Annotated in this window: 21 protein-coding genes; 11 read left to right on the forward strand and 10 right to left on the reverse strand. The window is 40.3% G+C overall.

The genetic code is table 11. From position 1 onward, the window contains the following. Positions 1–80: 80 nt before the first annotated feature. On the reverse strand, positions 81–3587 hold the full coding sequence (locus D0S24_RS19160; protein ID WP_117021446.1) for a PVC-type heme-binding CxxCH protein: 3507 nt from the start codon (positions 3585–3587) through the stop codon (positions 81–83). A 195-nt stretch (positions 3588–3782) separates the two neighbouring features. Between D0S24_RS19160 and D0S24_RS19165 the strand changes: the two genes are divergently transcribed. The 6 genes from D0S24_RS19165 to D0S24_RS19195 all read left to right on the forward strand — a co-directional run bounded on the left by D0S24_RS19165 (position 3783) and on the right by D0S24_RS19195 (position 10780). Then, positions 3783–4649: an AraC family transcriptional regulator gene (locus D0S24_RS19165; RefSeq protein ID WP_117021447.1), complete on the forward strand. Its 867-nt coding sequence runs from the start codon at positions 3783–3785 to the stop codon at positions 4647–4649. A 76-nt stretch (positions 4650–4725) separates the two neighbouring features. Continuing rightward, on the forward strand, positions 4726–6282 hold the full coding sequence (locus D0S24_RS19170; protein WP_117021448.1) for an NAD(P)/FAD-dependent oxidoreductase: 1557 nt from the start codon (positions 4726–4728) through the stop codon (positions 6280–6282). Between the two features lie 70 nt (positions 6283–6352). Next, entirely contained in the window at positions 6353–7621 is a 1269-nt protein-coding gene (locus D0S24_RS19175) for a DEAD/DEAH box helicase (protein ID WP_117021449.1), read from the forward strand. A 114-nt stretch (positions 7622–7735) separates the two neighbouring features. Then, positions 7736–8578 carry an endonuclease/exonuclease/phosphatase family protein gene (locus D0S24_RS19180; protein WP_117021450.1) on the forward strand — a complete coding sequence of 281 codons (843 nt, stop codon included), beginning with the start codon at positions 7736–7738 and terminating at the stop codon, positions 8576–8578. Positions 8579–8693: 115 nt separating this feature from the next. Next, a complete protein-coding gene (gene rpiA / locus D0S24_RS19185; RefSeq protein WP_117021451.1) occupies positions 8694–9368 on the forward strand; it encodes a ribose-5-phosphate isomerase RpiA in 675 nt (224 codons plus the stop codon). A 230-nt stretch (positions 9369–9598) separates the two neighbouring features. Continuing rightward, positions 9599–10780 (forward strand): DUF1624 domain-containing protein, encoded by a 1182-nt coding sequence (locus tag D0S24_RS19195; RefSeq protein WP_117021453.1) that lies wholly within the window; start codon positions 9599–9601, stop codon positions 10778–10780. 22 nt (positions 10781–10802) lie between these two features. Here the strand turns inward: D0S24_RS19195 and D0S24_RS19200 are convergent, their stop codons facing one another. The 4 genes from D0S24_RS19200 to nusB form a co-directional block, all read right to left on the reverse strand. Further along, positions 10803–12122, reverse strand: coding sequence for a Gfo/Idh/MocA family protein (locus D0S24_RS19200; protein ID WP_117021454.1), 1320 nt, complete (start codon positions 12120–12122; stop codon positions 10803–10805). Between the two features lie 174 nt (positions 12123–12296). Continuing rightward, positions 12297–12584, reverse strand: coding sequence for a preprotein translocase subunit YajC (yajC, locus tag D0S24_RS19205; protein WP_117021455.1), 288 nt, complete (start codon positions 12582–12584; stop codon positions 12297–12299). Positions 12585–12596: 12 nt separating this feature from the next. Continuing rightward, positions 12597–13070, reverse strand: a complete 474-nt coding sequence (locus tag D0S24_RS19210; protein WP_117021456.1) for a DUF1573 domain-containing protein — start codon at positions 13068–13070, stop codon at positions 12597–12599. A 128-nt stretch (positions 13071–13198) separates the two neighbouring features. Then, on the reverse strand, positions 13199–14146 hold the full coding sequence (gene nusB / locus D0S24_RS19215) for a transcription antitermination factor NusB (RefSeq protein ID WP_117021457.1): 948 nt from the start codon (positions 14144–14146) through the stop codon (positions 13199–13201). Positions 14147–14322: 176 nt separating this feature from the next. Between nusB and D0S24_RS19220 the strand changes: the two genes are divergently transcribed. Then, the gene (locus tag D0S24_RS19220) at positions 14323–16077 is read left to right on the forward strand and encodes an ABC transporter ATP-binding protein (RefSeq protein ID WP_117021458.1); all 1755 of its coding nucleotides are present in this window, start codon (positions 14323–14325) and stop codon (positions 16075–16077) included. Positions 16078–16358: 281 nt separating this feature from the next. After that, a complete protein-coding gene (locus D0S24_RS19225; RefSeq protein WP_117021459.1) occupies positions 16359–16730 on the forward strand; it encodes a PUR family DNA/RNA-binding protein in 372 nt (123 codons plus the stop codon). A 121-nt stretch (positions 16731–16851) separates the two neighbouring features. Here D0S24_RS19225 and D0S24_RS19230 read toward each other — a convergent pair whose 3' ends face one another. After that, complete coding sequence (locus D0S24_RS19230) at positions 16852–17190, reverse strand: tRNA-binding protein (protein ID WP_117021460.1); 339 nt, start codon at positions 17188–17190, stop codon at positions 16852–16854. 169 nt (positions 17191–17359) lie between these two features. Here D0S24_RS19230 and D0S24_RS19235 point away from each other — a divergent pair, with 169 nt between their 5' ends. Then, a complete protein-coding gene (locus tag D0S24_RS19235) occupies positions 17360–17917 on the forward strand; it encodes a thioredoxin family protein (protein WP_117021461.1) in 558 nt (185 codons plus the stop codon). Positions 17918–18019: 102 nt separating this feature from the next. Here D0S24_RS19235 and D0S24_RS19240 read toward each other — a convergent pair whose 3' ends face one another. Further along, entirely contained in the window at positions 18020–18571 is a 552-nt protein-coding gene (locus tag D0S24_RS19240) for a YfiT family bacillithiol transferase (protein ID WP_117021462.1), read from the reverse strand. 313 nt (positions 18572–18884) lie between these two features. On the opposite strand from D0S24_RS19240, the gene D0S24_RS19245 reads away from it, so the two are divergent. Further along, positions 18885–19523 carry a peroxiredoxin gene (locus D0S24_RS19245; protein ID WP_117021463.1) on the forward strand — a complete coding sequence of 213 codons (639 nt, stop codon included), beginning with the start codon at positions 18885–18887 and terminating at the stop codon, positions 19521–19523. A 261-nt stretch (positions 19524–19784) separates the two neighbouring features. After that, positions 19785–19976 carry a cold-shock protein gene (locus D0S24_RS19250; protein ID WP_103442091.1) on the forward strand — a complete coding sequence of 64 codons (192 nt, stop codon included), beginning with the start codon at positions 19785–19787 and terminating at the stop codon, positions 19974–19976. A gap of 691 nt (positions 19977–20667) precedes the next feature. Here the strand turns inward: D0S24_RS19250 and D0S24_RS19260 are convergent. The 3 genes from D0S24_RS19260 to D0S24_RS19270 all read right to left on the reverse strand — a co-directional run bounded on the left by D0S24_RS19260 (position 20668) and on the right by D0S24_RS19270 (position 24002). Next, positions 20668–21600, reverse strand: a complete 933-nt coding sequence (locus D0S24_RS19260; protein ID WP_117021465.1) for a peptidylprolyl isomerase — start codon at positions 21598–21600, stop codon at positions 20668–20670. Positions 21601–21753: 153 nt separating this feature from the next. After that, positions 21754–23127: a M20/M25/M40 family metallo-hydrolase gene (locus D0S24_RS19265; RefSeq protein WP_117021466.1), complete on the reverse strand. Its 1374-nt coding sequence runs from the start codon at positions 23125–23127 to the stop codon at positions 21754–21756. Beyond that, entirely contained in the window at positions 23124–24002 is an 879-nt protein-coding gene (locus D0S24_RS19270; protein ID WP_117021467.1) for a PPK2 family polyphosphate kinase, read from the reverse strand. Before D0S24_RS19270 ends, D0S24_RS19265 begins: the two co-directional genes overlap by 4 nt. Positions 24003–24344: the final 342 nt, after the last annotated feature.

A 24344-nucleotide genomic window follows, 5' to 3' on the forward strand; every position in this document is an offset into this window, starting at 1 on the left:
CAATTATTACTGGAATTAAGTTGCTATTGATACTTATAAATCAATTTTTTACGTCATCTATTCAAAGACCTCCCCTACCTTTAATCTGCCTTTATCACCTTCATAACGCCCTGCATGATTCTCCAGTGTCCGGGAAAGGTGCATATAAAAGGGTAGTCGCCAGGTACTGTGGGAGCGTTGAATTTTAAAACTACCTTTTCCTCCGGATTTATAATCGCCGTTGCGAAGAGGACTTCCGGCATTTCGGGAACATAATTTTTCTCTGCACCATCGGGATCCATGGCCATTTTATCGGCAGCCATACCCACCTTTTCCTTTTCGCCCACTTTGGTTATGACCAGGTTGTGCTGCATAAAATCAGTGTTCTCAAATACAAGTTCAACTGGTTTTCCAGCTCCTACAACAAACTCTGTGAGGTCATATTTCATCTCATTCTTAATGGTCTTGATAGTAATGACCACAGCACCGGAGCGATCATCCGAGGTACTTTCCACAACCGATCCGACCTCGTTGATATAGGTTTCTACCAAAAGATAGGCCAAGGGTTTATCCGCAAAAGCGCTTTTGACATTTTGGGAGTAGTCCGATTCTACCTCGTATTTCCAATCCCCGGCCAAAGAGACACTGTATGGAACCGTTTTAAGGAACATCTGTTCTTTATTGCCCCAAATACCTCCTCCGCCACCCGTATCTTCAACACGGACAGCTATCGTATTGCTGCCAGCTTTCAAAATACCGGATGGAATCCGGTACTCCCTATTGGCCTGATAATCCTTTTCCGTACCACCCACCAAAACGCCGTTCACATAGACCTTGTCCGAATCGTCTATTGGTCCTAGAGAAATGGTTCCCGATATTCCTGCAGCCTTGGAAGGGACATCCACACTTTTTCGGAACCATATAATACCATCCATCTGCAATCCTGCATCTTCTATGAGTTGGGGAAGGAGCATGGTCTCCCATTGGGAATCATCCAGACCTATTGCTTGCCTTTGGTTTTTTTCTATAGATCCTATTTTAAAATTAGGGTTGGCGGACTGGAAGGCCGTGATAAACCCCTTACGATGTTTACTTCCTGCTATATAGAGTGCCTTTGCCAACCAATCGTCGGCCAACACTTGTCTGTCCCCACTCAATTGGAACAATTTTCGCCCAATTTCCTCATTGGGTTCCCTTTCCGAAAAATAGTTAAGTGCCGCCAATTGCACTTCCGGATCTTTATCTTGGAGAATATTGGATTCCAACAAAAGGGCATCCACGGTACTGTTTTTAGGTAATATCTGTATAGCCGCTCTCCTAACCGCGGCAGAGGGATGACCAATGGCCGCTTTAACTGCTTCCATTGCCTCGGAATTCGAAGTAACAACCCCAAGTCCATCCAGGGCCCATAAGGCATGTAAGGCACCTGGATCGAGTCCCAGTGCGTCCACTTCACTATTCTTGACCAATTTTATAAGGGCTGGCACTACCTCTGTATTTCCATTCTCGACCAACAAACGTTGTGCGGTCATACGCCAAAACATATTGTCATTGGAAAGTGCCTTTACCAAGCCTTTGGAATCTTCCTTGTCCAAGGTCATGGAAGTGTTATCTTCCACATCTTTTGGTATTATACGCCAAACGCGTCCCTTGGATTTATCCCGTAAGGGGTTTTCATAGGCATTCCCCAGGCCATTTACGGCATCATAGCCCCCTCTGTCCACATTAGGGGTAGGATTGTGCTGAATTATGAAATTGTACCAGTCCAACACCCAAACCGCCCCGTCAGGTCCCACCTTGGCTTCAACGGGGGAAACCCATTCATCAGAACTGGCCATTAAATTGCCCCCATCCTTTTCCATGTATCCGGCGCCCTCCTTTTCAATTTTAGCAATATGTACGACCCCTCCAGTGGGTTCGCACACAAATGCGTACTTGTTCCAATATTTTTCCGGATAGGTTCGTGCCGTGTAAAAATGGTGTCCCGCTGCCGCCGTGAAACCTCCAAAAACATCTACCTGTCTAATGTTTTGGGTAATGGGCAACATAGCATAATGACCATCTATCTTAGTACTTCCCTTTATGGAAATACCCTTCACGTCCTTTAAATTTTTGTTGGGTATGCCCATAAAAACACTGTGGGTATTGTTGGCCGTGGAGGCAAAAATGGAGTTGTCCTCGGTAATCCCCAATCCCCATGTATTGTTACTGGTATTGGTCAAAAATTCAAAATTGCCAAAATCGCTGTCGAAACGATAAATTCCTTGACCAAATTCGAAGTCTTCCCCTGAAATACTTCCTTTGAAGCCTGAATAACCTACTACACCATAGATATTGTTGTCTATACCACCCTGAAGGTTCGACGGTCCGGCGTGGGTATCAAAAACTCCCCATCCATCCATCACCATCTCCTTAACATCGGCCTTATCATCGCCGTCCGTATCCTTTAAGAACAGGAAATAAGGAGCCTGTGAAACCAAAATCCCTCCATTAACAAAAGTAAAACTGGTCGGGATGTTTAAATTTTGGGCGAATATGGTAAACTTGTCCGCTTTTCCATCGCCATTGGTATCTTCACATATTTTTATCCTATCGTCCCCTGAGCCTTTATCGTCCCTTACCGTATTGGGATAGTCTACGGTCTCTATTACCCATAGCCTTCCACGTTCATCCCAATTCATAGCTATAGGGTTAATAATGTTGGGTTCCGAAGCAAACAGTTCCAACTTAAACCCTGAAGGCACCTGAATTAATTTTGCCGATTCTTCCGGAGTTAAGGGCAATTGATATTTTGGTGCCGGATCCCTTTTCTCGTAATTGGGAATATTGGCCATTTCCTTGTATTCCAAGGTTGGGATGTCTTTGGCAAATTCTTCCCAGTTCTTTTTTACCTGGTCGCCTATTGCCCAAAGAATACCTTCCTTGATCAGATTTTGAAATTCGGGCTTGTTCCAGGTCCTTTCATCATGGCCGTAGGCCGTGTAGAATACCTTGCCCTTACCAAATTGCTTTACCCATGTCCAGGGTTCATGATGCTCCCCTTCTACCCTTTCCATCAATACAGTTATATCATTGGCCAATTTATCATGGACATAGGTTTCGTCCCATGTGGAAAATTCCTCAAACTTTTGCATGATAGGGTGTGTCTTATCAATAATTTTAGCCGTGAAAGTATCCGTTCCATGGGTCTTAAACTGTCCCCCCACCATTTCAACATATTCTTCGGACTCATTAAAACAAAAACTGGCACAATGAATCGGCAAAAATGCATGGCCGGCCGCCACATATTCCATTAAGGCCTTTTCCTGTTCGGGATACCTGCTCTCGTGATTGGCATATAGTATTACTCCGTCATAAAGCGCAAGATTTTCTGGGTTAAGGTCTTCCACTTCCTCGGTATAGGTGATGTTTATACCACTTTGGGTCAGGGCAGAAGCCAAAATGGGCATATATGCCCGTGAATTATGGTGCTCCTGGGCATGGCCCAAAAACAACATCTCTATACGTCTGGGTTGATCGTCCTTCTTTTTCTTCCCGGAAGGATCGCAACCCAACAAGGTGGTAACTACAATAAGCAAACAAACAATATTAGTCTGTAGGGTTTTCATGATATAGTTGAATTTGTGTTTAACAATTATAGCTATTTATAAAGAATAAAGAATACTCAATGTTATCTACAGTTGACTGTATTATATCATTGATTATTATTTTTATATATATTTATGGATAAATAATGCCAATCCTGTAAATATAGACCCATGATCGGATACTATATTTCCAAAAAATAAAAACCATTACAATAAGTGAAATCCGCATTACAAAAATCGCCCATTCCCAACTCCCACGCCTTTGTTGCCAAATTATTGCGTCAGCCCAATTTTGACCCTATTTGGCATTTCCATCCGGAATACCAACTATTTATGGTGTTAAAAGGTAGTGGCACCCGATTTATAGGAGACCATGTAAAGCACTATAAGGAAGGGGACATCACCCTTACAGGACCCAATTTGCCCCATATGTGGAGGAGCGACACCGAAGGCTACGCTGTTGAGGAAATTTTATGGTCCGAGGGGATCGTAGTTTATTTTCATGACGATTTTATTGGTCAGAGCCTCTTACAAAAGGAAGAAATGATCAAACTAAGGCAATTGTTCCAAAAAAGTTTGAGGGGACTGGATGTTTCCGGAAAAACTGCGGATAGCATACGTACCATGATCCACAACCTCTTGCACCTTGAGGGGATGGAAAGTGTTCTGGAGCTGTTCAAAATTCTGAACTGCCTTGCCAATACCACGGAAAGCACAATACTAGCCAGTCCCGGCTATACCAATTCCTTAAAGGAAGGTGACACCGAAAGAATGAATATGGTACACGCCTATGTTATGAAGAATTTCAAGGACAAAATAGAATTGGGCACGGTAGCCTCCTTGGCCAATATGACCCCTACCTCCTTTAGCAGATACTTTAAGGTACATGCCAACAAAACATTTTCCGAATTTTTAAGTGAAATTAGAATTGGTTATGCCTGCAAACTACTGATCGAAAATAAAATGAATATTGGCCAGGCCTGCTACGAAAGCGGCTTTCACACCCTTTCCAATTTCAACAAACAGTTCAAGGCCATAACCAATAGAACCCCGCTTTCCTACAAAAAGGAATATAGCCCCTGAACAAACAGCAAGCATACTCCTGGCCCATATTTTTTGGATCGATAATTACTTTAATTAAATACGTAGTTTTGCACTTATGGTAAGAAACATTCAGCTCAGGACCACTTTATTGGAAGAATCGGCCGAAGATATCCTTAGAAAGAAGGCTTCGGAATATTTGGGTATCCCCATTGGGGAAATTTCCAAGGTAGACGTAGTCCGGAAATCCATAGATGCCCGTAAACCTACCATATATTTCAATTATAAGGTTTCGGTTTATTTCAATGAACCTCCTCCAAAGACCAAAGAATACGGTTTTGGTTATAAAGACGTATCCAAAGCTAAAAAAATACATATTATAGGATTTGGACCTGCAGGGATGTATGCTGCGCTGCGCTGTATTGAATTGGGATATAGGCCCATTGTCCTGGAAAGGGGTAAAAATGTTAAAGATCGTAGGCGCGACCTAAAGGCCATTAACAGGGACCATTTGGTAAACGAAGACTCCAATTATTGCTTTGGGGAAGGAGGTGCAGGTACTTATTCCGATGGCAAATTGTACACCCGAAGCTTAAAAAGAGGGGATGTAAGGCGAATCTTTGAAAATTTGGTATTCCACGGTGCTACCGAGCAAATACTCATAGATGCCCACCCGCACATAGGTACCAACAAATTACCCAAACTAGTACAGAACATTAGGGAAACTATTCTGAAATTTGGTGGTGAAGTACATTTTCGGACCAAGGTGGTGGATATTGCCATTATCAATAACGCCATTAAGGCCATTGTTCTGCAGGATGGTTCCGAAATGCAAGTGGAAAGGGTTATTTTGGCAACGGGCCACTCGGCCAGGGATATCTATTACCTCCTGAACAGCAAAAAAATTGCCTTACAGGCCAAATCATTTGCCATGGGGGTCCGGGTAGAACACCCCCAACATATTATAGATAGTATACAGTACCACTGCAAAGGGCAACGGAACCAATTACTCCCTGCAGCCTCCTATAGTCTGGTAGAGCAAGTGAAGGATAGGGGCGTATACTCCTTCTGTATGTGCCCGGGCGGCTTTATAGTTCCTGCGGCGACCGCCCCGGGAGAAGTAGTCGTCAACGGTATGTCTCCTTCCAAAAGAAACAATCTATTTGCCAATTCCGGCATGGTAGTTGAAATAAATGCAGATCTCGATCTTCAAAAATACGGACACCATGGGGCATTGAAGGGCTTGGAATATCAAAAAGATCTGGAGCGATTGGCCTTTACCTCAGGTGGGCGTACACAAACAGCACCCGCACAGCGACTTACCGACTTTGTGGAAGGAAAACTTTCCAACGACCTTAATTCCACTTCCTATCAGCCGGGATTGAAATCCGCTCCCTTGCATTCACTTTTGCCAAAATTGATCGGCAGCAGGTTACGTTTGGGCTTTGCGGCATTTGGAGAAAAAATGAAGGGCTACTACACTTCGGAAGCCAATGTGGTAGGAGTGGAATCAAGAACCTCCTCCCCCGTAAACATCCCCAGAAATGAAAATTTGGAACATCCGGAAATAAAGGGCCTGTTTCCCTGCGGGGAAGGTGGTGGTTATGCCGGTGGTATTGTATCGGCGGCCATGGACGGGGAACGGTGTGCGGAAGCCGCTGTTGTTGGATTATAAGCTCTATTTTTTGATTTAAACGGTTTATCCAAACTAATCCACTACCTTTGCCGCTTATTTTACACACTACATGACATTCAAAGAATTAGGTATTATAGAGCCTATCCTAAAGGCCCTGACGGCAGAAGGCTATACAAATCCAACCCCTATACAGGAAAAATCCATACCCATATTGCTAAAAGGAAAGGATTTATTGGGTTGCGCACAAACTGGAACCGGTAAAACAGCGGCATTTTCCATACCCATTATACAACAATTGGTGATGGACAGGGAGACTGATCAACAACAACGAAAAATTAGAACCTTGGTGATCACCCCTACAAGGGAGCTTGCCATACAGATTGGAGAAAATTTTACCTCGTATTCCCGATTTACAGGAATAAAAAACACCGTTATTTATGGTGGCATCAAACAGGGAAGGCAAACAGATGCCCTTAGAAAAGGGGTGGATGTACTAATTGCCACACCAGGAAGGTTATTGGACCTTATGAACCAGGGCTTTATCTCCTTAAGGGATATTAAATATGCCGTATTGGATGAGGCCGATCAAATGTTGGACATGGGCTTTATCCACGATATTAAAAAGATAATAGCCAAGCTACCGGAAAATAGACAATCCCTTTTCTTTTCCGCTACCATGCCACCGGCAATAGTAGAGCTTTCAAAGAAAATATTGGGAGATTTTGAACGCGTTACCATAAAACCCCAACAGGCCACTGCGGAAAAAGTTGAACAGGGCGTTTATTTTGTTACCAAAAAAAACAAGCCCAACCTCCTTATCCATCTACTGGAAAAGGATCCCAACGATTCCGCCCTTGTTTTTTCACGTACCAAGCACGGTGCCAATAAAATAGTAAAACAACTGGCCAAAGCAGATATTAAGGCCGATGCCATTCACGGCAATAAATCCCAGAATGCCCGCCAAAAAGCTCTCGGCGATTTTAAGGACGGGGAATTAAAGGTCCTTATCGCAACCGACATTGCTGCCAGGGGAATAGATGTTGAGGAACTTTCCTTGGTTATCAATTATGACCTGCCCAACGTTCCTGAAACTTATGTACATCGTATAGGTAGAACAGGCAGGGCAAGTGCAAGTGGGATCGCGCTATCCTTTTGTGATGCTGAGGAGCGACCCTACCTTAAGGATATCCAAAAATTAATAAATCAGCAGGTTCCGGTGATTACAGACCACCCTTATGTGGATGATGGATCGGAAGAGATACCCTTGGAAGAGAAGAAACATCACAATAACAGGCAAAAACAAAAATCTGGGCACTCCAATCCCAGGGGCGGCAGAACCAACAACCGCAGCAGAAATAATAGATCTAAAAGGGATTAGTAAGTATTTAAAAATTCAGATATTTATCCTTTAAAAGGAAATATACTTAAAGTGTAAATCACTTCATCAAATGAAACTTTCATGTGACCATAGAACAACATTAAATTTAAACAGATGAAAAATATACTTACCACCATTCTAATAGGCTTGGCCCTCTTTGTAAATCCGGACGCCTCATATACCCAATCTACCAATCTTATCAGTTTTAACATAAGATACGACAATACCTCCGATACGATCAATAATTGGAATAAGCGCAAGGCTTCCTTGGCTTCGCTAATTCAACACTATGATGCCGATATCATAGGTATTCAGGAAGGCCTCCACCATCAGGTGGATTATTTGAACAAAACCCTCAATGGCTATTCCTATGTGGGAGTGGGCCGGGACGATGGACAACAAAAAGGAGAGTACTCCGCCATTTTCTACAACAATGCCAATTTTAAGGTAGTAAAAACGAATACCTTCTGGTTATCCGAAACCCCGGAAACAGTATCGGTTGGCTGGGATGCCTCTATGGAGAGAATCTGCACCTATGCCCTGTTCGAAAATACGAAGACCAAAAAACAATTTTGGGTCTTTAACACCCATTTTGATCACAGGGGAATGCAGGCCAGGGTAAATTCTGCCGAACTCATTTATAAAAAAATTAAGGAAATAAACACCACCGACCTTCCGGTAATCCTAATGGGCGATTTTAATCTGACCCCTGACACCGCACCTATTCTATATTTAAAAAAGTACTTAACAGACGCCAAGGGAATTTCGAAAAAAAAGTTCTACGGACCCATAGGTACTTTTAACGGTTTTGAACAGGACAGAATTTTGGAAAATAGGATAGACTATATTTTTGTAAATAAAATAGAGGTTCTTTCCTATACCCACATTGACGACAGAATGCCCAATAACATGCATATCTCGGACCATTTGCCCGTTCTGATGATGATAAAGGATTAAGTTGGGTGAGCGTATTTGAGCACTGAACAGCGTATAAAACAAATACGCCTGCCCATTGTAGAAACAAAAATCTGGATGAAGTATTTAAAATTTTCATAGACAATTTATCAAAAAGATGAATCTGGATAAAGAAAAGCAACTTGCTGCCAAAGAGGCCGTAAAATATGTTAAAAGCGGAATGACCGTTGGTTTGGGCACAGGCTCCACGGCAGCCCACATGGTGAGGGAATTGGGCCTATTAGTAGAAAATGGATTAAAAATAGTTGGGGTACCTTCCTCCGAAAATACCAATAAATTGACAACGGAATTAGGGATACCCCTTACTACATTGGATAAAACCAATGGCATCGATATCTATATTGATGGTGCCGATGAGTTTGACCCCTATATGCAGCTTATAAAAGGCGGCGGCGGCGCCCTCTTGAGAGAAAAAATACTTACTTATAATTCAGATCTGGTCATTATCATTGCCGATTCCCAAAAAGAAGTAAAAAGGCTGGGCAATTTTAAACTACCCGTGGAAACCATTCCTTTGGCTACCATAAAAATTGCAAATAAGCTCCAAGAAATGGGGCTACTGCCAAAATTAAGGATAAAGGATGGTAAAAATTTTGTCACCGATGAGGGCAACTATATTTTAGATCTCGACATTAAACATATTTCCAACATCCCCTTACTGGAAAGCAGGCTTAAACAAATTCCGGGTATTGTGGAAACAGGGCTATTTTTAGATATGGCAGACATTATAATTATTGGAAAGGACGAGACTACAGTTACTTTAAAAAAATAGAAGGACCTGGGCAATAATATAGAACCCTATTCCGCACAGGCAGGATCGTATAGTAATGTAAATACCTGAAATATCTTCCGTATTATATGGTATGTAGGTGTAATCCAGTATTATCATTAATAAGAACCATAGGTCCCTGACCTGATCGTAAATGGTATTATTCCTGATTGCACAAGGTATCGAATCCAATAATAAACTACCTTTAAGAAAACCGACCAAAATTAAAATCAATGCCAGCCAAGATCACCCGAATAGAATCTATTGATATATTAAGAGGTTCGGTCATGGTTATCATGGCATTGGACCATGTTAGGGATTATTTTAACTACGGCTCTTTTTTTATTGACCCGACCGATCTGGAAACCACTACTCCAATTCTATTTTTTACACGCTTTATAACCCATTATTGTGCCCCAGTATTTGTGTTTCTTGCCGGGACTTCTGCTTTCCTTTACGGAAGAAACAAAACAAAATCCCAGCTCTCCAAATTTTTGCTTAGCAGAGGGATTTGGTTAATTTTTATGGAAGTGGTGGTCAACAACCTAATATGGACCTTTGACCTAACCTATAGTTTTCCCATACTGCAAGTTATCTGGGCCATTGGCTTTAGTATGATATGTTTATCATTTCTTATTTATTTACCAAAAAAAATAATTCTTGCTATTGGTTCGATTATTATTTTGGGACATAATCTTTTGGATAACATTGTAATGCAGGGGAACAGTTTCCACTCCATACTTTGGTATCTTTTGCACCAGAGTCAAGCATTGGTAGTAGCACCCGATAAAATGATATTGTTTCATTACCCTGTTATCCCCTGGATAGGCTTAATGGCACTGGGATATTGTTTGGGACAACTGTACCTACCTGATTTTGATGCAACCCTAAGACGAAAATGGTTATTGGGTATGGGTCTGGGAGCCGTGGGACTGTTCTTTCTCTTAAGATGGATAAATGTCTACGGGGATTTGGTGCCTTGGATGGTACAGGACACTAAGACCAAAACAATTTTATCCTTTCTAAATGTAACCAAGTACCCGCCTTCATTGGTATTCGTCCTTATCACCATAGGCCCGGCCCTCATTTTCCTATTTGCCATTGAAAACGTTAAAAATTCAATTTCCAATTTCTTTATGGTTTTTGGCAGGGTTCCCTTCTTCTACTACTTTATCCATGTATTGGTAATCCATGTCGCAGCTATTGCCGGAATTCTAATTTTTGGCGGCAATTGGAAAGACATGATATTGACCGCCGACATATTTATGAATGAAAAACTGGCTACTTATGGATATGCCCTATGGATCGTTTATTTGGTATGGATAGGAATAGTAATTGCCCTGTATCCTTTGTGCAAAAAATATATGATATATAAAGCCAATAATAGGGATAAATGGTGGCTCAGCTATTTATGAACTTGGCCTAACACCAACCCATTTAACCATTTGGCAATTGCCAACCGTTGTGGTAATGGGCATTTATCAAAGCATTTGAAGCCTCATCCGAAAATTTACCGGCAGCATTATCCCAATAGATTCTGTTGCCCGTTTTAAAGGCTATATTGCCCATATGGCAAACCAAAGCTGCATCATACCCCACTTTTAATGGTGCCTTTAATTTTGAACCATCCCTGGATTTAACCGCTTCTATGAAATTCACGGTATGGTTATCCAGTCCGTTACCTTGGTTTTTTTGTAACGGTATACTTTGCATCTTATCCTTTTCGGCTATAACCTCCCAACCATTCCGATCCAAAACAAGGGTTCCGTTATTACCGATAAACGAAATGCCATGATTACGTCCGTAATTACCATTATCTATGCCGGTAGCGTGCTCCCATAAAATGGAAAAACCATCATACTCATAAACGGTCTGCAAAGTATCCGGTGTTTCCGATGCGTCATTGGGATAGGCAAACTTACCTCCCAGGGCCATTACCGATTTTGGAGTGTTGGCCTTCATTCCATATAGCGCATAATCCATTAAGTGCACGCCCCAATCTGTCATTAATCCCCCGGCATAATCCCAATACCATCTAAAATTAAAATGAAACCTGTTGGCATTGAACGGTTTTTGGGGAGCGGGACCCAACCACATGCCATAATCCACTCCGGCAGGGGCAGCAGTATCGTCCAAAACAGGGATAGACCCCATCCAACCCTGATAGGCCCAGGCTTTCGCCAAGCGGATTTCCCCCAATTTTCCGGAATGGACAAATTCTATAGCATCCACAAAATGGGGCTGACTCCTTTGCCACTGCCCTATTTGTACCATACTATTACTTGCCTGAACGGAATTTAGCATAAGGTTGCATTCCTCAATGGAATTGGCCAAAGGTTTTTCACAATACACATCCTTGCCCGCTTTAACCGCATCGGAAAGTTGCAGACAATGCCAATGATCCGGAGTACCAATAATGACCACATCTACATCCCTATCTTCCAATAATTTTCTATAATCCTTGTATAACTTCGGCTTTTTTATTCCTGCCTTTTCCAAATCGGCCGTTCTCTTTTTTAAAACACTATCATCCACATCGCACAGGGCCACAATTTGGGTTTCGCTCATTTTAAGCATGGAAGTCAAATCGCTAAAGCCCATACCGTTACAACCTATTAGCCCTATACCAATTTTATCGTTTGGACTTATATATCCGCGCATAGCGGCCAATAGCTCCATTGGAAATAAAAATGCCGCTCCGGTTCCCATGGCCAACTGGGAACTCTTTTTTATAAATTTTCTTCTGTTCTGAAACATAGGATTATAGATTAAATAAGTCCTTAATGTACAAAATTATTATAATTAACTCATTTTGACTTTTTCAAATTGGCTAAAAATAGCTAATTTTCACTTCAATAAAAAAAGTCAAGATAAGTTCAATAAAAAAGCACCAACTTGGGGTTGGTGCTTTTTTATTAGGTCAGGGAAAAATTATTTTTTTTCAGGTGCATTTACTTTTTTACTCATCTCCATCGATATGGCAGTACGGTCAAACTTTATTTTCCCGGCCATGGTTTCTATCACACAAGAAAAATCATTATCGTTTAAATCGACTATTTTTCCGTGCATCCCGCTCTTGGTAACCACTTTATCTCCCCTTTTTAATTCTTCGGTAAATTTCTTCTCTTGTTTTTGACGTTTTCTTTGTGGTGCGATCATAAAAAAATAGACCACTACAAACATTAATATCAGTGGAAGATATGGATATTGTTCTAACATAATTTCATGTACTTATTTTACAGGACCTACGGGGCCCGCTCCTTTTGGTGTTACAAATGCCTTTATTCTAAGTGTTTCGGTTCCTTTACTGGTATTGGCGGTAACAGTTATGTTCTTAGTGACCTGATTTTGTCCCGAACCGTTAAATTTTACCAACAGTTCCCCTTTTTCACCAGGTGCTATCGGAGTGTTTTTTGGATATTCCGGGATGGTACAACCACAGCTGCTCTTGGCATCGGTAATGATCAATGGGGCATCACCTGTATTGGTAAATGTAAAAATAGTTTCCTGGGGGGTATTTTGATCTATCGATCCAAAATCGTGCTCTGTTTTATCGAATTCCATAACGGGAAGACTTTTTGCGGCGGCATCCCTCTCGGCTGCAACTTCTACATTGGAGGCTTCAATTTTACTGGAGGCCTTTTCCTTACAGGAAGAGAAGGCAAGAACAGCAATGAAGCTTAAGGTCAAAAATACTCTTTTCATAGATTTATTATTTTTAATTAAGGAGTCGGATACAATTCGCCATTTCTCATTTTGGTAGACTCAAAGAATTACTATGGCCCATTGAATCCTATTTAATTATAGTTTGCGTAAAATTAAGGAATATTTGTTTATAACAAACCCCTACCTACTTTTTTTAGCTTGCCTTCCTCCTTATATTCCCTCACCAGCTTGTCCAATATCCCATTTATAAAGATGCTGCTCTTGGGGGTGGAGTATTCCTTGGCAATTTCCAAAAACTCGTTTATAGTGACCCTTTCCGGTATGGATGGGAAATTGAGTAGTTCGCAAATGGCCATTTTTAAGAGGATGGCATCGATATCAGCAATTCGATCCTTATCCCAATTGGGCGTTTTGCCTTCAATTTCCATTTCCAATTTGGAATTGTTCAACAAAGTTTTTGTAAGAAGTCTATTGGCATATACCATATCGTCATCATCTTTAAAAAGAGGCGGTAAAAAGTAAGATGGGACAGTATTTTCCTTAACTTTTTTAAACTGCTTTAAAAGAAAGGTATTTACAATGGGTATATCATCTACCCAAGTTAATTTGTCATCCTCAAAATAATCGTAAATCTTTTCGTTGGGCGCAATTATATCCCTGAACAAATCGATGACAAGCCTTTTGTCCTCCTCATAGTTGGTCTCGGCATTGGACATATATTTGGCATATATATCGCTTTCCATAACCTCCTTGTAAATTATCTTGATGTACTCCTCGTTCAAATACCAGTTGTTCAGTTTTCTTTTGGACAATTCATCCTTTAACAACTTGTTTCCGGCAATTTGTTGCAAAAGCTTATTGCCTAGAAATTTTTCCTTATTGGGATAGGAATCCGTGTTGTTCTTTAGATATTTTTTAGAGGATAGGCTTATCTGATTCTCCGCCCTTTCATGTAACTCAATGAAAAGACTCAGCATTAACAGGTAAAGTGTGTACATGTTCTCTATGCTTACTTTTAAAAATTTCTCCTGTTTTTCAAGGGAATCATCCTTCGATTGCGTCAATGCATAAATACATTGCATAACTTTAACCCTAATGTGCCTTCTTGTAAGCATTTTTAAAGAACTTTAGTAAAATAAATAAATTCGGGTACAAAAATAGGATTATATTTTATAATCCTAACTACCTTAAAGGGTATTATCTTATGTGTTTTATAACATTTGGTTTAGATCCAAAAAACTATCTTTGCCAAATTGTAATCCAAATTCCTGCAATTTCTGTTTCATATCCAATGAAAGAACTTCAACATCTAAATAAATATTTTAGGAAATACCGATTTAAGCTCCTTGTTGGCATATTGATTACCATGATAGCCCGTATCTTTCAATTGGTCATGCCTTCTTATGTAAAAAAATCCATTGAAGTGGTTGAAGGCTTTATCGGTAACGATATTCTAAAGGCCGAAGCTAAAGAAATGCTATTTGAGTATATTTTGATAATAGTTGGAGCAGCACTGTTGTCCGGGTTTTTTACATTTCTGATGAGGCAGACGATTATTAATGTTTCCCGGTACATTGAGTATGATTTAAAGAATGAGGTATTTGATCATTATCAACTATTGAGCCTTAATTTTTACAAAAAAAATAGGACAGGAGATTTAATGAACAGGATAAGCGAAGATGTAAATCAGGTAAGGTTATATGGTGGACCTGCCATTATGTACGGCATTCAAACCCTCACCCTTTTTGTTTGCCTGGTCCCGTTAATGTTTATAAAAGCCCCTGTCCTGGCACTCTATGCATTATTGCCATTACCTATTCTTTCTGTATTGATCTATCAGATCAGTAAAATAATCCACACCCGCAGTACCATCGTACAGGAATTTTTGTCCACCCTATCCACCTTTACCCAAGAGTCCTTTTCAGGAATTTCGGTCATAAAGGCATATGCCCTGGAACCCAAGGTAAATACCGAACTACAAAACCTGGCATTGGAAGGAAAAAATAAAAGTATGGATCTGGCCAAGGTAAATGCCTGGTTCTTCCCACTGATGATCCTATTGATCGGAATCAGCAATATTTTCGTCATCTACGTTGGCGGCAAGCAATATATAGATGGGGAAATAGCGTCGATCGGGATTATTGCCGAGTTTATCCTATATGTAAACATGCTTACCTGGCCGGTAGCCGTTGTAGGTTGGGTTACCTCCATAGTACAGCGGGCGGAGGCCTCCCAAAAGAGGATAAATGAATTTTTAAAGGAAGAACCCAATATAACAAGTACGATTAAGGATAAAACCCCTATAAATGGAAAAATCGAATTTAGGAATGTAACCTTCACCTACGAGGATACCAACATTACCGCCCTGAACAAGATATCCTTCACCATAAACAAGGGGGAAACGGTTGCCATATTGGGAAAAACAGGGTCTGGAAAATCGACTATATTGGATCTAATCGCCCGTCTGTACGATATAGACTCCGGAGAAATTTTGATAGATGATATTCCCATTAAGCAACTAAACCTGCAAAGCCTAAGACAATCCATAGGGGCGGTACCCCAGGATGCTTTCCTTTTTTCCGATACCATTAAGAACAATATCAAGTTTGGAAAGGAAAACTCAACGGATGAGGAAATTATTGCCGTAGCCAAGAAAGCAGTAGTGCATGAAAATATTATGGGCTTTAACAAGCAGTATGAGACTATTTTAGGAGAAAGGGGTATCACCCTGAGTGGGGGACAAAAACAACGGGTTTCCATTGCACGCGCCCTCCTTAAGGACCCTCAGATCTACCTTTTCGACGATTGTCTCTCTGCTGTTGATACCGAAACGGAAGAAGAGATTTTGAACCAACTGAAAAAAGAATCCAAAAACAAGACTACCCTCATCGTAAGCCACAGGGTTTCATCAGCAAAAAATGCGGACAAAATTTTAGTTTTGGAAGATGGGAAATTAATACAGCAAGGCACACATGAAGAATTAAATACTGTAACAGGATACTACAAGGAGCTTTATATGAACCAACTTTCTGAGAAAGAAAAATAGAAAAATGTTGTTATATTAGGTTTTTTTTTCCACTTTTGACAGATAAATACCATGAAATGAGCCATGACATAAATGTTGATACATTCCGATAATTATCGGGACGAAATGTCTAAGGGCGAAACCGAAGGTTCACGAACTCAGTAATGATAGAAAAGATGTGAGTAATTACACCCGCCTGTCCGCCCGTTCCGGTAAGGACGGGAATGAAGAAGTCGGGCAGGTCTGACCGATAAAAAGCAATAAATATAAACAGATGAAAAATTAACTATACACAAGACGAAATGAGCGATAAAGATTTAATGGACCAAGAAGAAATTTATTCAAAAGTTTTAAGAGCAGGAAGAAGAACTTATTTTTTCGATGTTAGAAGCACAAAGGCAGGAGATTATTACCTGACGGTTACCGAAAGCAAGAAGTTTACCCATGATGATGGTTCCTTTCATTATAAAAAACATAAAATATATTTATACAAAGAAGACTTTACCGCCTTTAAGGAGAATTTGGACGAGATGATGGATTATATTATCGATGAAAAAGGTTCAGAAGTTATTTCCGAACGTCACCAAAAAGATTTTAAAAAGGAAGATGCTGAGGAAAATGGATCCATCAGTTCCACAGATAGTTTTACAGACCTAAGTTTTGACGATATTTGATCTTCTTCCCTTCTTAAAAACACAACGGTCCCTTACCATAGGGGCCGTTTTTATTTTACCCACATTAAACTCTTGGGCGATCGTTCAATAAGGGGTATATGAATTGTTCCATAGGGAGTAATTATGAAATTTTAAGTCCGTTGTCCACTTCGTCTTCAGGGCGCAACAATATTACATCGGAACCGTCAACAGCTCCTAAAATTAGACATTCGCTCATAAAGTTTGCAATTTGCTTTTTTGGAAAGTTGACCACTGCAATTACCTGCTTCCCCAAGAGTTCATCTTTGGAATACCTTTGTGTAATTTGGGCCGATGTTTTCCTGACCCCTATCTTCTTTCCAAAATCGACATGTAACTGATAGGCAGGTTTCCTGGCTTCGGGGAAATCCTTAATTTCAATAATGGTGCCTACCCGCATATCTATTTTGGAAAAATCGGTCCAACTAATATTTTCGTTCATCCAACAATTCTATATTTATCAACTATATGGCCTTCTTTAAAATTTCAGGTGCATTAACCTTTTTCAACAATTTTCGTTTTAATGCTACTTAACTAATTCCCGATTCGCTTACAAGTATCTACCCTTTCCTATAACTTTGTACAATATTTATTTTTTAAACCTTACAATCATGGCCAATACACCCAGTAACATGCTTCCCTTGCGAACAATAGCTCCTCCCTTTGAACTGTTGGACACCACTTCGGACCAGCAAAAAAGCTTACAGATCTTAAAAGGGGACAAAGGTACCGTAATAATGTTCATTTGCAACCACTGCCCTTTTGTTAGGCATTTGAATGCTGAAATCGTTAAAACTGCAAAGGAATATCAACCTAAAGATATTTCATTTGTAGCCATTTCCAGCAACGATGTAGAAAACTATCCCCAGGATGCACCGCATTTAATGAAACTGATAAGTAGGGAACAAAAGTATTCCTTTCCTTATCTGTACGATGAAAGCCAAGAGGTGGCCAAATCATATGATGCTGCCTGTACCCCCGACTTCTACTTATTCGATGCCGATTTAAAGCTGGTATATAGAGGGCAGTTTGACAACTCCCGTCCAGGAAACGGCATCCCCGTTACCGGGGAAGACCTAAAAACGGCCATGGATGCCCTTCTTTCCGGAAACGGAATAATAGAAATACAAAAACCGAGTATGGGTTGCAATATTAAGTGGAAAAAATAATTTATAGAAGCAAAAAATAAATTCAAAAGTCGCTTTGAGTTTGTAGTGTTAACAAGCCCTAAAGGAAACCCATTGCCCATCCTATAAATCGTTCCTAAACAGTTATGGGCAATTCCAACCATTACGGTCCAAAACTCCTTTAATATGGGCCAAATGATGATTGCCGTGCCAAGCGTATTTTCCAATATTTTCCATAAGGCTTACCGCTACATCGCCATCGGGATGGATATATACCCTCTCCAAATCTTCCTTGGACAATCCTTTTAAAAGATATACCAATTTTGCGTGTAATGCCTTTATGTAGTGTAAGGAAAGGGTTATCGGCGAATTATTGGCATCAAGTAGGTTGCTCCATTCCTTCTCATCATACGCTTTTATCATAGGCCTATCCTCTGTCAAAGCCCATTTAAACCTGGTATAACTATGATGGTGGCTATCTGCAATATGATGCACTACCTGCCTAACGGTCCAACCCCCAGGTCGATAGGGTGTATTTAGCTGTTCGTCGCCCAGATGAACAACCAAGGCCTCCAAACGGGTAGGCAATGCCTCCAATTCGGAAATCCAATCGGACAGGGTCAGATCACTGACCGTTTTGGTATATACGAAATGGCCAATAGGATATTTTAATTCTTCCAAGGTTCTTTCTTCCATTTTATTATATTTTCCCGAGCATAAAATTAAAGAAGAATTGGGTAATGGGCAATGTGCAGTCATGAAATTCACATTTTAACTTTAAACTTTGAAACCTTGAACTTTAAAGTTGGAGGATAAGTTGGCCGTAAGCGATAAGCCCTAAGCAACAGGCATAAGGCAATGAAATCTATTTTTAACTTGAAACTTTAAACCTAATTAAACTTTGAATTTTTGTTAAATTTTAATACATTTTTAACCTTTTAAAAAAGTGGGTTCCAATATAATCTACTAATTTTATAGGATAAACATTGTTTAATTTAAACACTCAAATATGGCAACAATACGATTGGGCGACATAGCCCCTGATTTTACAGCAGATAGTTCAATGGGAATGATCAATTTATATGATTATTTAGGTGATGGTTGGGGAATTTTATTTTCACATCCGGCAGATTTCACCCCGGTTTGTACAACCGAGTTGGGAACTGCTGCAAAATTTAAAGGTGAGTTCGACAAGAGAAACGTAAAAATGCTGGCACTAAGCGTTGATGGAGTGGCATCCCATGGGGAATGGATCAAAGATATCAACGAGACACAGCATACCACTGTTAATTTTCCCATTATTGCCGACGACGACAAAAAAGTTTCTACCCTGTACGATATGATACACCCAAATGCGAACGACAGTTTGACCGTGCGATCGGTCTATATCATAGCTCCGGACAAAACGGTAAAACTCATAATCACTTATCCTGCATCTACCGGCCGTAATTTTCACGAATTGCTTAGGGTAATAGATTCCTTACAGCTAACCGCTTACCACAAAGTAGCCACGCCCGCAAACTGGGAAAATGGTGATAGGGTCGTTATTAGTCCGGCCATAAACACTGAGGATGCCAAAAAAATATTCACCAAAGGTGTAGAGGAAATCAAGCCATATTTAAGAATGACCCCGCAGCCCAACCTTTAATTTTTTGTTACAGCCAATTGGCCATTATCGTATTATGACTAAAACAGGGGAACTTCAAAAAAATGCACCCGCTTGGAGTTTTTGAAGAAAGAAAATGCATAAAAATTTATCCCAAGAGCATTAAGACACAGTATATTAGGCATTAAACTCCTTTTCCAATATTGAACAGATATCCCAAAAAAATATAACTATCAAAAAATCATGCAGTTAAATTATAAAGCCTTATCTTGTCGGCTAATTTAATTTTTTTAATTTTTTATAATGAATAAAGGAACAGTAAAATTCTTCAATGATTCCAAAGGTTTCGGATTTATCACTGAAGATGGCTCAAGCGAAGATCACTTTGTACACATTTCCGGTTTAATCGATGAGATTCGTGAAGGTGATGTTGTAGAATTTGAATTACAACAAGGTAAAAAAGGATTGAACGCAGTAAATGTAAAAGTGATTTAATAGTTACGGTACAATTTTTTTTAGAAGATAGAGCCCATCCTAACGGATGGGTTTTTTTATTGGACTATGGCTGACGAAAATAATCCCGATAGCTATCGGGAGCAATGAACTTGGCAGGGTTTTTGGAACGGAATGGGATTCCTTGTCAAGGAGTGGATGGTATGTATGCTATAAGCAACACAATGACAAAAATTTGCCTACTGAACTGTTTACTGAACGCTGCCCACTGCCTTTTGCCAACTGTGGATACCCAAAGATTACCGGATAAGCATCGGTAGCAATGAAATTAAAGACCTGGCTGGCAAAGAAGGGCTTTAACCTTTAACCGGATATTTATAACCTGCCGCCTTATATTTTCAACTACTTCCTTTCAATTTCCATATTATAAGAATTTTCCCTTAAAAAGATAATATTTATCTTTTTAACGCAACCTTTCCCTTTTTTTCCATCTTCTATTCAAAACACGGAATATACACCATTATAAACATCTTTAGCATGATTACTTTTTTCACCATACTTCTGTCTTTATTGGTAATAAACATTGCCCTTTTAGTGTTAAGTCTAAACAGGACCAAAAGGTAAAATGCAGTTTTGAATTTACCGTTTCCGGCTTAACTTTATTATGAGCTCATTTAAACTTATTGTAAAAAAGCCCTAAGAAATTAGGGCTTTTTTTATGAAAATTGGGGTGTTATCCTATCCCCATTAACTCAACGTCGAATATTAGGGTGGCATTTGGTGGAATAACCCCTCCTGCACCTGCACTTCCATAGGCCAAATTGGAAGGAATTACAAACCTGGCCTTGTCTCCAACCTTCAATAGCCCTATGCCTTCGTCCCAACCCGGAATTACCTGGCCAACACCCAATTGAAAACTAATTGGTTCCTTCCTTTTATAGGAAGAATCGAAAACCTGACCGTTCAATAATGATCCTTCATAATGAACCGATACATTCTTTCCGCTTACAGATTTGGCTCCCTTTCCCTCTTGAACAATTTTATATCTAAGTCCGCTTTCCGTTTCGTTAAAACCTGCGGCCACCTTATCCAGTTCAGCGGCCATTTTTTTCTTCTCCTCGGCAAGTCTTTTTTCCCTTGACCCCTCAAAAGTCCTAAAGGCTTCTACTGCATTCCATTTATCGGCTTCCGCACCCACTCTTTCTATAGTTAAACTTTCTATTTTATCGCCCTGTTTAATGGCATCCACAACATCCTGGCCTTCCACTACGTGTCCAAAAACGGTATGTTTGTTGTCCAGCCAAGGAGTAGCTACATGGGTAATAAAGAATTGGGTTCCGTTTGTTCCAGGGCCTGCATTGGCCATTGAAAGCACGCCGGGTGCATCATGGGTGAGATCTGGATGAAATTCATCATCAAATTTATACCCCCCGTCTCCAGTACCGGTTCCCAAGGGACAGCCGCCTTGAATCATAAAATCAGGAATGACCCTATGGAATTTTAATCCATCGTAATAGGGTTTTCCTTGGGCTTTGATACTATTTTCCAGATTACCTTCCGCCAAGGCCACAAAGTTGCCCACGGTCCCAGGGGTTTTGTCATGGGTAAGCTTAACCAGTATTTCTCCTTTTGAAGTATTGAATTTTGCGTAAATTCCGTCTTGCATATCGCTGTTTTTTAATTAGTCCGCAAAGGTAAGGATAAGTTTTCTGTTTATAAAAGGCCTTGTAGATTGGAAAACATATTCAACCTTTTATTGGGCACTATTGACAACCAACTTTCTTTCTCCAAGTTTTATTACCGTAGTCGGAGGCCGCAACTATTTAATGCCATATTGGTCAAAGAGGTAGATTAAACTGGCCATAGAGGCAGCTCCCAGTTCCAATTCGCGTTTGTTTACATGGGTAAAGATATCGTTTGCAGAATGGTGATGGTCAAAATATCTCTGACTATCAGGTCTTAATCCGGCCAATACAATATTATCATTTTTTAAGGGTCCAATATCCGCTCCGCTCCCACCTTTTACAAACAGATGTACCAAATAGGGTTCAAACAAACGTTTCCAATCCTCTACTTGTGCAAAATTGGCCTGATTGCAATCAAAAGAAAAACCACGGGGCGTAAACCCCCCTGAATCACTTTCAAGGGCAAAAATATGCTTTTCATTATTTTTGGAGGCTTGTTCCGCATAAGTGGTTCCTCCGCGAAGTCCGTTTTCCTCATTCATAAAGAGCACTACCCGTATGGTACGTTTAGGGCTATATCCGGTAGCCTTTAGTAACCTTAGCACCTCCATGCTCTGTACACATCCGGCACCATCATCATGCGACCCATCACCCAAATCCCAAGAATCCAAATGGCCCCCAACTACCAAAATTTCATTTGGAAAGGTACTTCCCTTTATTTCCCCAATTACATTATAGGAGTCTACATCTGGTAAAATTTTACAATTTTGTCTAAAGAAAAAATTTATATTCGGATTAAGCTTCAAAGTGGCACTTAACAGTTCGGCACCCTTTGTACTTATGGCCGCAGCCGGAATCCTGCTTTCTATTGGGGTGTCCCCATAACTCATGGCTCCGGTATGGGGGAAATCGTCCAATCTAAGGTTCAACGATCTAACAATAACCCCTATCGCCCCATATTTTACCGCCTCTGCCGCACCTGAATACCGTTGGTCCCCACAACCACTATAAGACATAAAGGGGTTAATATTAGTGGGATCCATGGCTTTATTAAAAAATACGATCTTCCCTTGAATTTTTTGTTTACCCAACACTTTTAAACCCTCGATCCCCGCTACCTCTACAACCCCGGCCTTTATACCTCCAAAAGGAGTAGCTACAGACCCTCCCAAAGCACATATGGGAACATTGTTCGTTAACCCGGGATCACTCTCTATATATGCAAATTCCGGTGCGCCCCTTACCCACTTTGGAACTTTGACCGGCTGGAGCCAAACGCTGTCCAGCCCCATGGAATCCAAAACTTTTTTTGTATAATCTACGGCTTGCTGTGCCTGCAAGGAACCTGAAAGTCTACCTCCGATCTGGTTGGACAAATAATTCAGCCAAGCATAGCCACGTCCACTACTAAGGGCGGTATTGTATATTTCATTAATTTGTTTTTGATCATTGTCCTGTGCCTCAATCTTGCTTGCAATTAATAAAAATATCAACAATAAATACCTCATTCGTTTTCCAATTGTTTTTTATATGCTTCTAAATTAGCTTTTATTTTATCATCCAGTTCCGGTTCCCTGATATCTTTGTATTTTTTTAACTCTTCATTTAAAATACTGGCAACAATTAAGCGGGCAGCCTTTTTATTGTCCGAAGGAATAACATACCATGGGGCATGTAATTTTGAGGTTTTGTTAAGTGCATCTTCATAACATTTTTGATACTGGTCCCAAATAAGTCTTTCCTTCAGGTCGCCAGGGGAAAACTTCCAGTTTTTCTTCTTCAGTTCCAACCTGCGCAATAATCTTTGGCGCTGTTCTTCTTTGGACAAATGCAGAAAAAATTTAAATATGATGGTGCCATTTTCCGCAATATGGCGTTCAAAATTATTTATTTGTTCAAACCGATTGTCCCAAAAACTTTGATCTATGTCCCCAACACTATGGATTCCGGGAATATGTTCGTTCATGATGTATTCCGGATGTACCCGGGTCACCAAAACATTCTCATAATGTGTGCGGTTAAAGACCCCGAATTTTCCCTTTGCGGGCAGGGAAATATAATGTCGCCAGATATAGTCGTGCTTTAACTCCAGTTCCGTTGGCACCTTAAAACTATGGACCACCACCCCTCTGACATTAAAATCTTTAAACACTTCCCGGATCAAGCTATCTTTCCCAGCGGTATCCATTCCCTGTAAGCATATGAGAACGCTATATTTGGCATGGGCATACATGGTATCCTGAAACTCCCCCAACTCTATCCGAACGCTTTCCAATGCCTTTCTTAATTTTTTATCCGAGGACCCCAAATCTTCCCTTGTATTTACAACTGATAAATTAATTTCACTATCAACCCTATAAGTAGCCACTTCAATATTCTTCATGATTTAGTTTTGATGCTCCCTTGTTGAGCAATTAAAAACAAAAAATATGTGAAATTTTTCAGATTACCTAAAAGATATGACTATAATCCCCCAAGTAGTATAGTTTGTCCACTAAGAATGAAACTTTAATATATCCGTAAGTCCATTGACCCCTTATAGGCCAATAAGGAATTTATTAAAACAGACTATCCCCAAGGTGGGGGCTTATCGATAATTGGCAAGTAAACCCAGTAAAAACCATCCATATATCCATAAAAAGTATTAGTTGGTCTAAAAATTGGTCCAGATCTGTACTTCATCGAAAAAATTATTGAAAACCTAAGCGGTGAACTTACCTTTACA

Source organism: Arenibacter sp. P308M17, assembly GCF_003426735.1.
Classification (GTDB): domain Bacteria; phylum Bacteroidota; class Bacteroidia; order Flavobacteriales; family Flavobacteriaceae; genus Arenibacter.

Excerpts from the sequence above, each read along its gene's own strand:
- D0S24_RS19160 (WP_117021446.1), bottom strand. The coding sequence starts at position 3,587 with ATGAAAACCCTACAGACTAATATTGTTTGTTTGCTTATTGTAGTTACC.
- D0S24_RS19170 (WP_117021448.1), top strand. The coding sequence starts at position 4,726 with ATGGTAAGAAACATTCAGCTCAGGACCACTTTATTGGAAGAATCGGCC.
- D0S24_RS19175 (WP_117021449.1), top strand. The coding sequence starts at position 6,353 with ATGACATTCAAAGAATTAGGTATTATAGAGCCTATCCTAAAGGCCCTG.
- D0S24_RS19180 (WP_117021450.1), top strand. The coding sequence starts at position 7,736 with ATGAAAAATATACTTACCACCATTCTAATAGGCTTGGCCCTCTTTGTA.
- rpiA (WP_117021451.1), top strand. The coding sequence starts at position 8,694 with ATGAATCTGGATAAAGAAAAGCAACTTGCTGCCAAAGAGGCCGTAAAA.
- D0S24_RS19195 (WP_117021453.1), top strand. The coding sequence starts at position 9,599 with ATGCCAGCCAAGATCACCCGAATAGAATCTATTGATATATTAAGAGGT.
- D0S24_RS19200 (WP_117021454.1), bottom strand. The coding sequence starts at position 12,122 with ATGTTTCAGAACAGAAGAAAATTTATAAAAAAGAGTTCCCAGTTGGCC.
- yajC (WP_117021455.1), bottom strand. The coding sequence starts at position 12,584 with ATGTTAGAACAATATCCATATCTTCCACTGATATTAATGTTTGTAGTG.
- D0S24_RS19210 (WP_117021456.1), bottom strand. The coding sequence starts at position 13,070 with ATGAAAAGAGTATTTTTGACCTTAAGCTTCATTGCTGTTCTTGCCTTC.
- nusB (WP_117021457.1), bottom strand. The coding sequence starts at position 14,146 with ATGCTTACAAGAAGGCACATTAGGGTTAAAGTTATGCAATGTATTTAT.
- D0S24_RS19220 (WP_117021458.1), top strand. The coding sequence starts at position 14,323 with ATGAAAGAACTTCAACATCTAAATAAATATTTTAGGAAATACCGATTT.
- D0S24_RS19225 (WP_117021459.1), top strand. The coding sequence starts at position 16,359 with ATGAGCGATAAAGATTTAATGGACCAAGAAGAAATTTATTCAAAAGTT.
- D0S24_RS19230 (WP_117021460.1), bottom strand. The coding sequence starts at position 17,190 with ATGAACGAAAATATTAGTTGGACCGATTTTTCCAAAATAGATATGCGG.
- D0S24_RS19235 (WP_117021461.1), top strand. The coding sequence starts at position 17,360 with ATGGCCAATACACCCAGTAACATGCTTCCCTTGCGAACAATAGCTCCT.
- D0S24_RS19240 (WP_117021462.1), bottom strand. The coding sequence starts at position 18,571 with ATGGAAGAAAGAACCTTGGAAGAATTAAAATATCCTATTGGCCATTTC.
- D0S24_RS19245 (WP_117021463.1), top strand. The coding sequence starts at position 18,885 with ATGGCAACAATACGATTGGGCGACATAGCCCCTGATTTTACAGCAGAT.
- D0S24_RS19250 (WP_103442091.1), top strand. The coding sequence starts at position 19,785 with ATGAATAAAGGAACAGTAAAATTCTTCAATGATTCCAAAGGTTTCGGA.
- D0S24_RS19260 (WP_117021465.1), bottom strand. The coding sequence starts at position 21,600 with ATGCAAGACGGAATTTACGCAAAATTCAATACTTCAAAAGGAGAAATA.
- D0S24_RS19265 (WP_117021466.1), bottom strand. The coding sequence starts at position 23,127 with ATGAGGTATTTATTGTTGATATTTTTATTAATTGCAAGCAAGATTGAG.
- D0S24_RS19270 (WP_117021467.1), bottom strand. The coding sequence starts at position 24,002 with ATGAAGAATATTGAAGTGGCTACTTATAGGGTTGATAGTGAAATTAAT.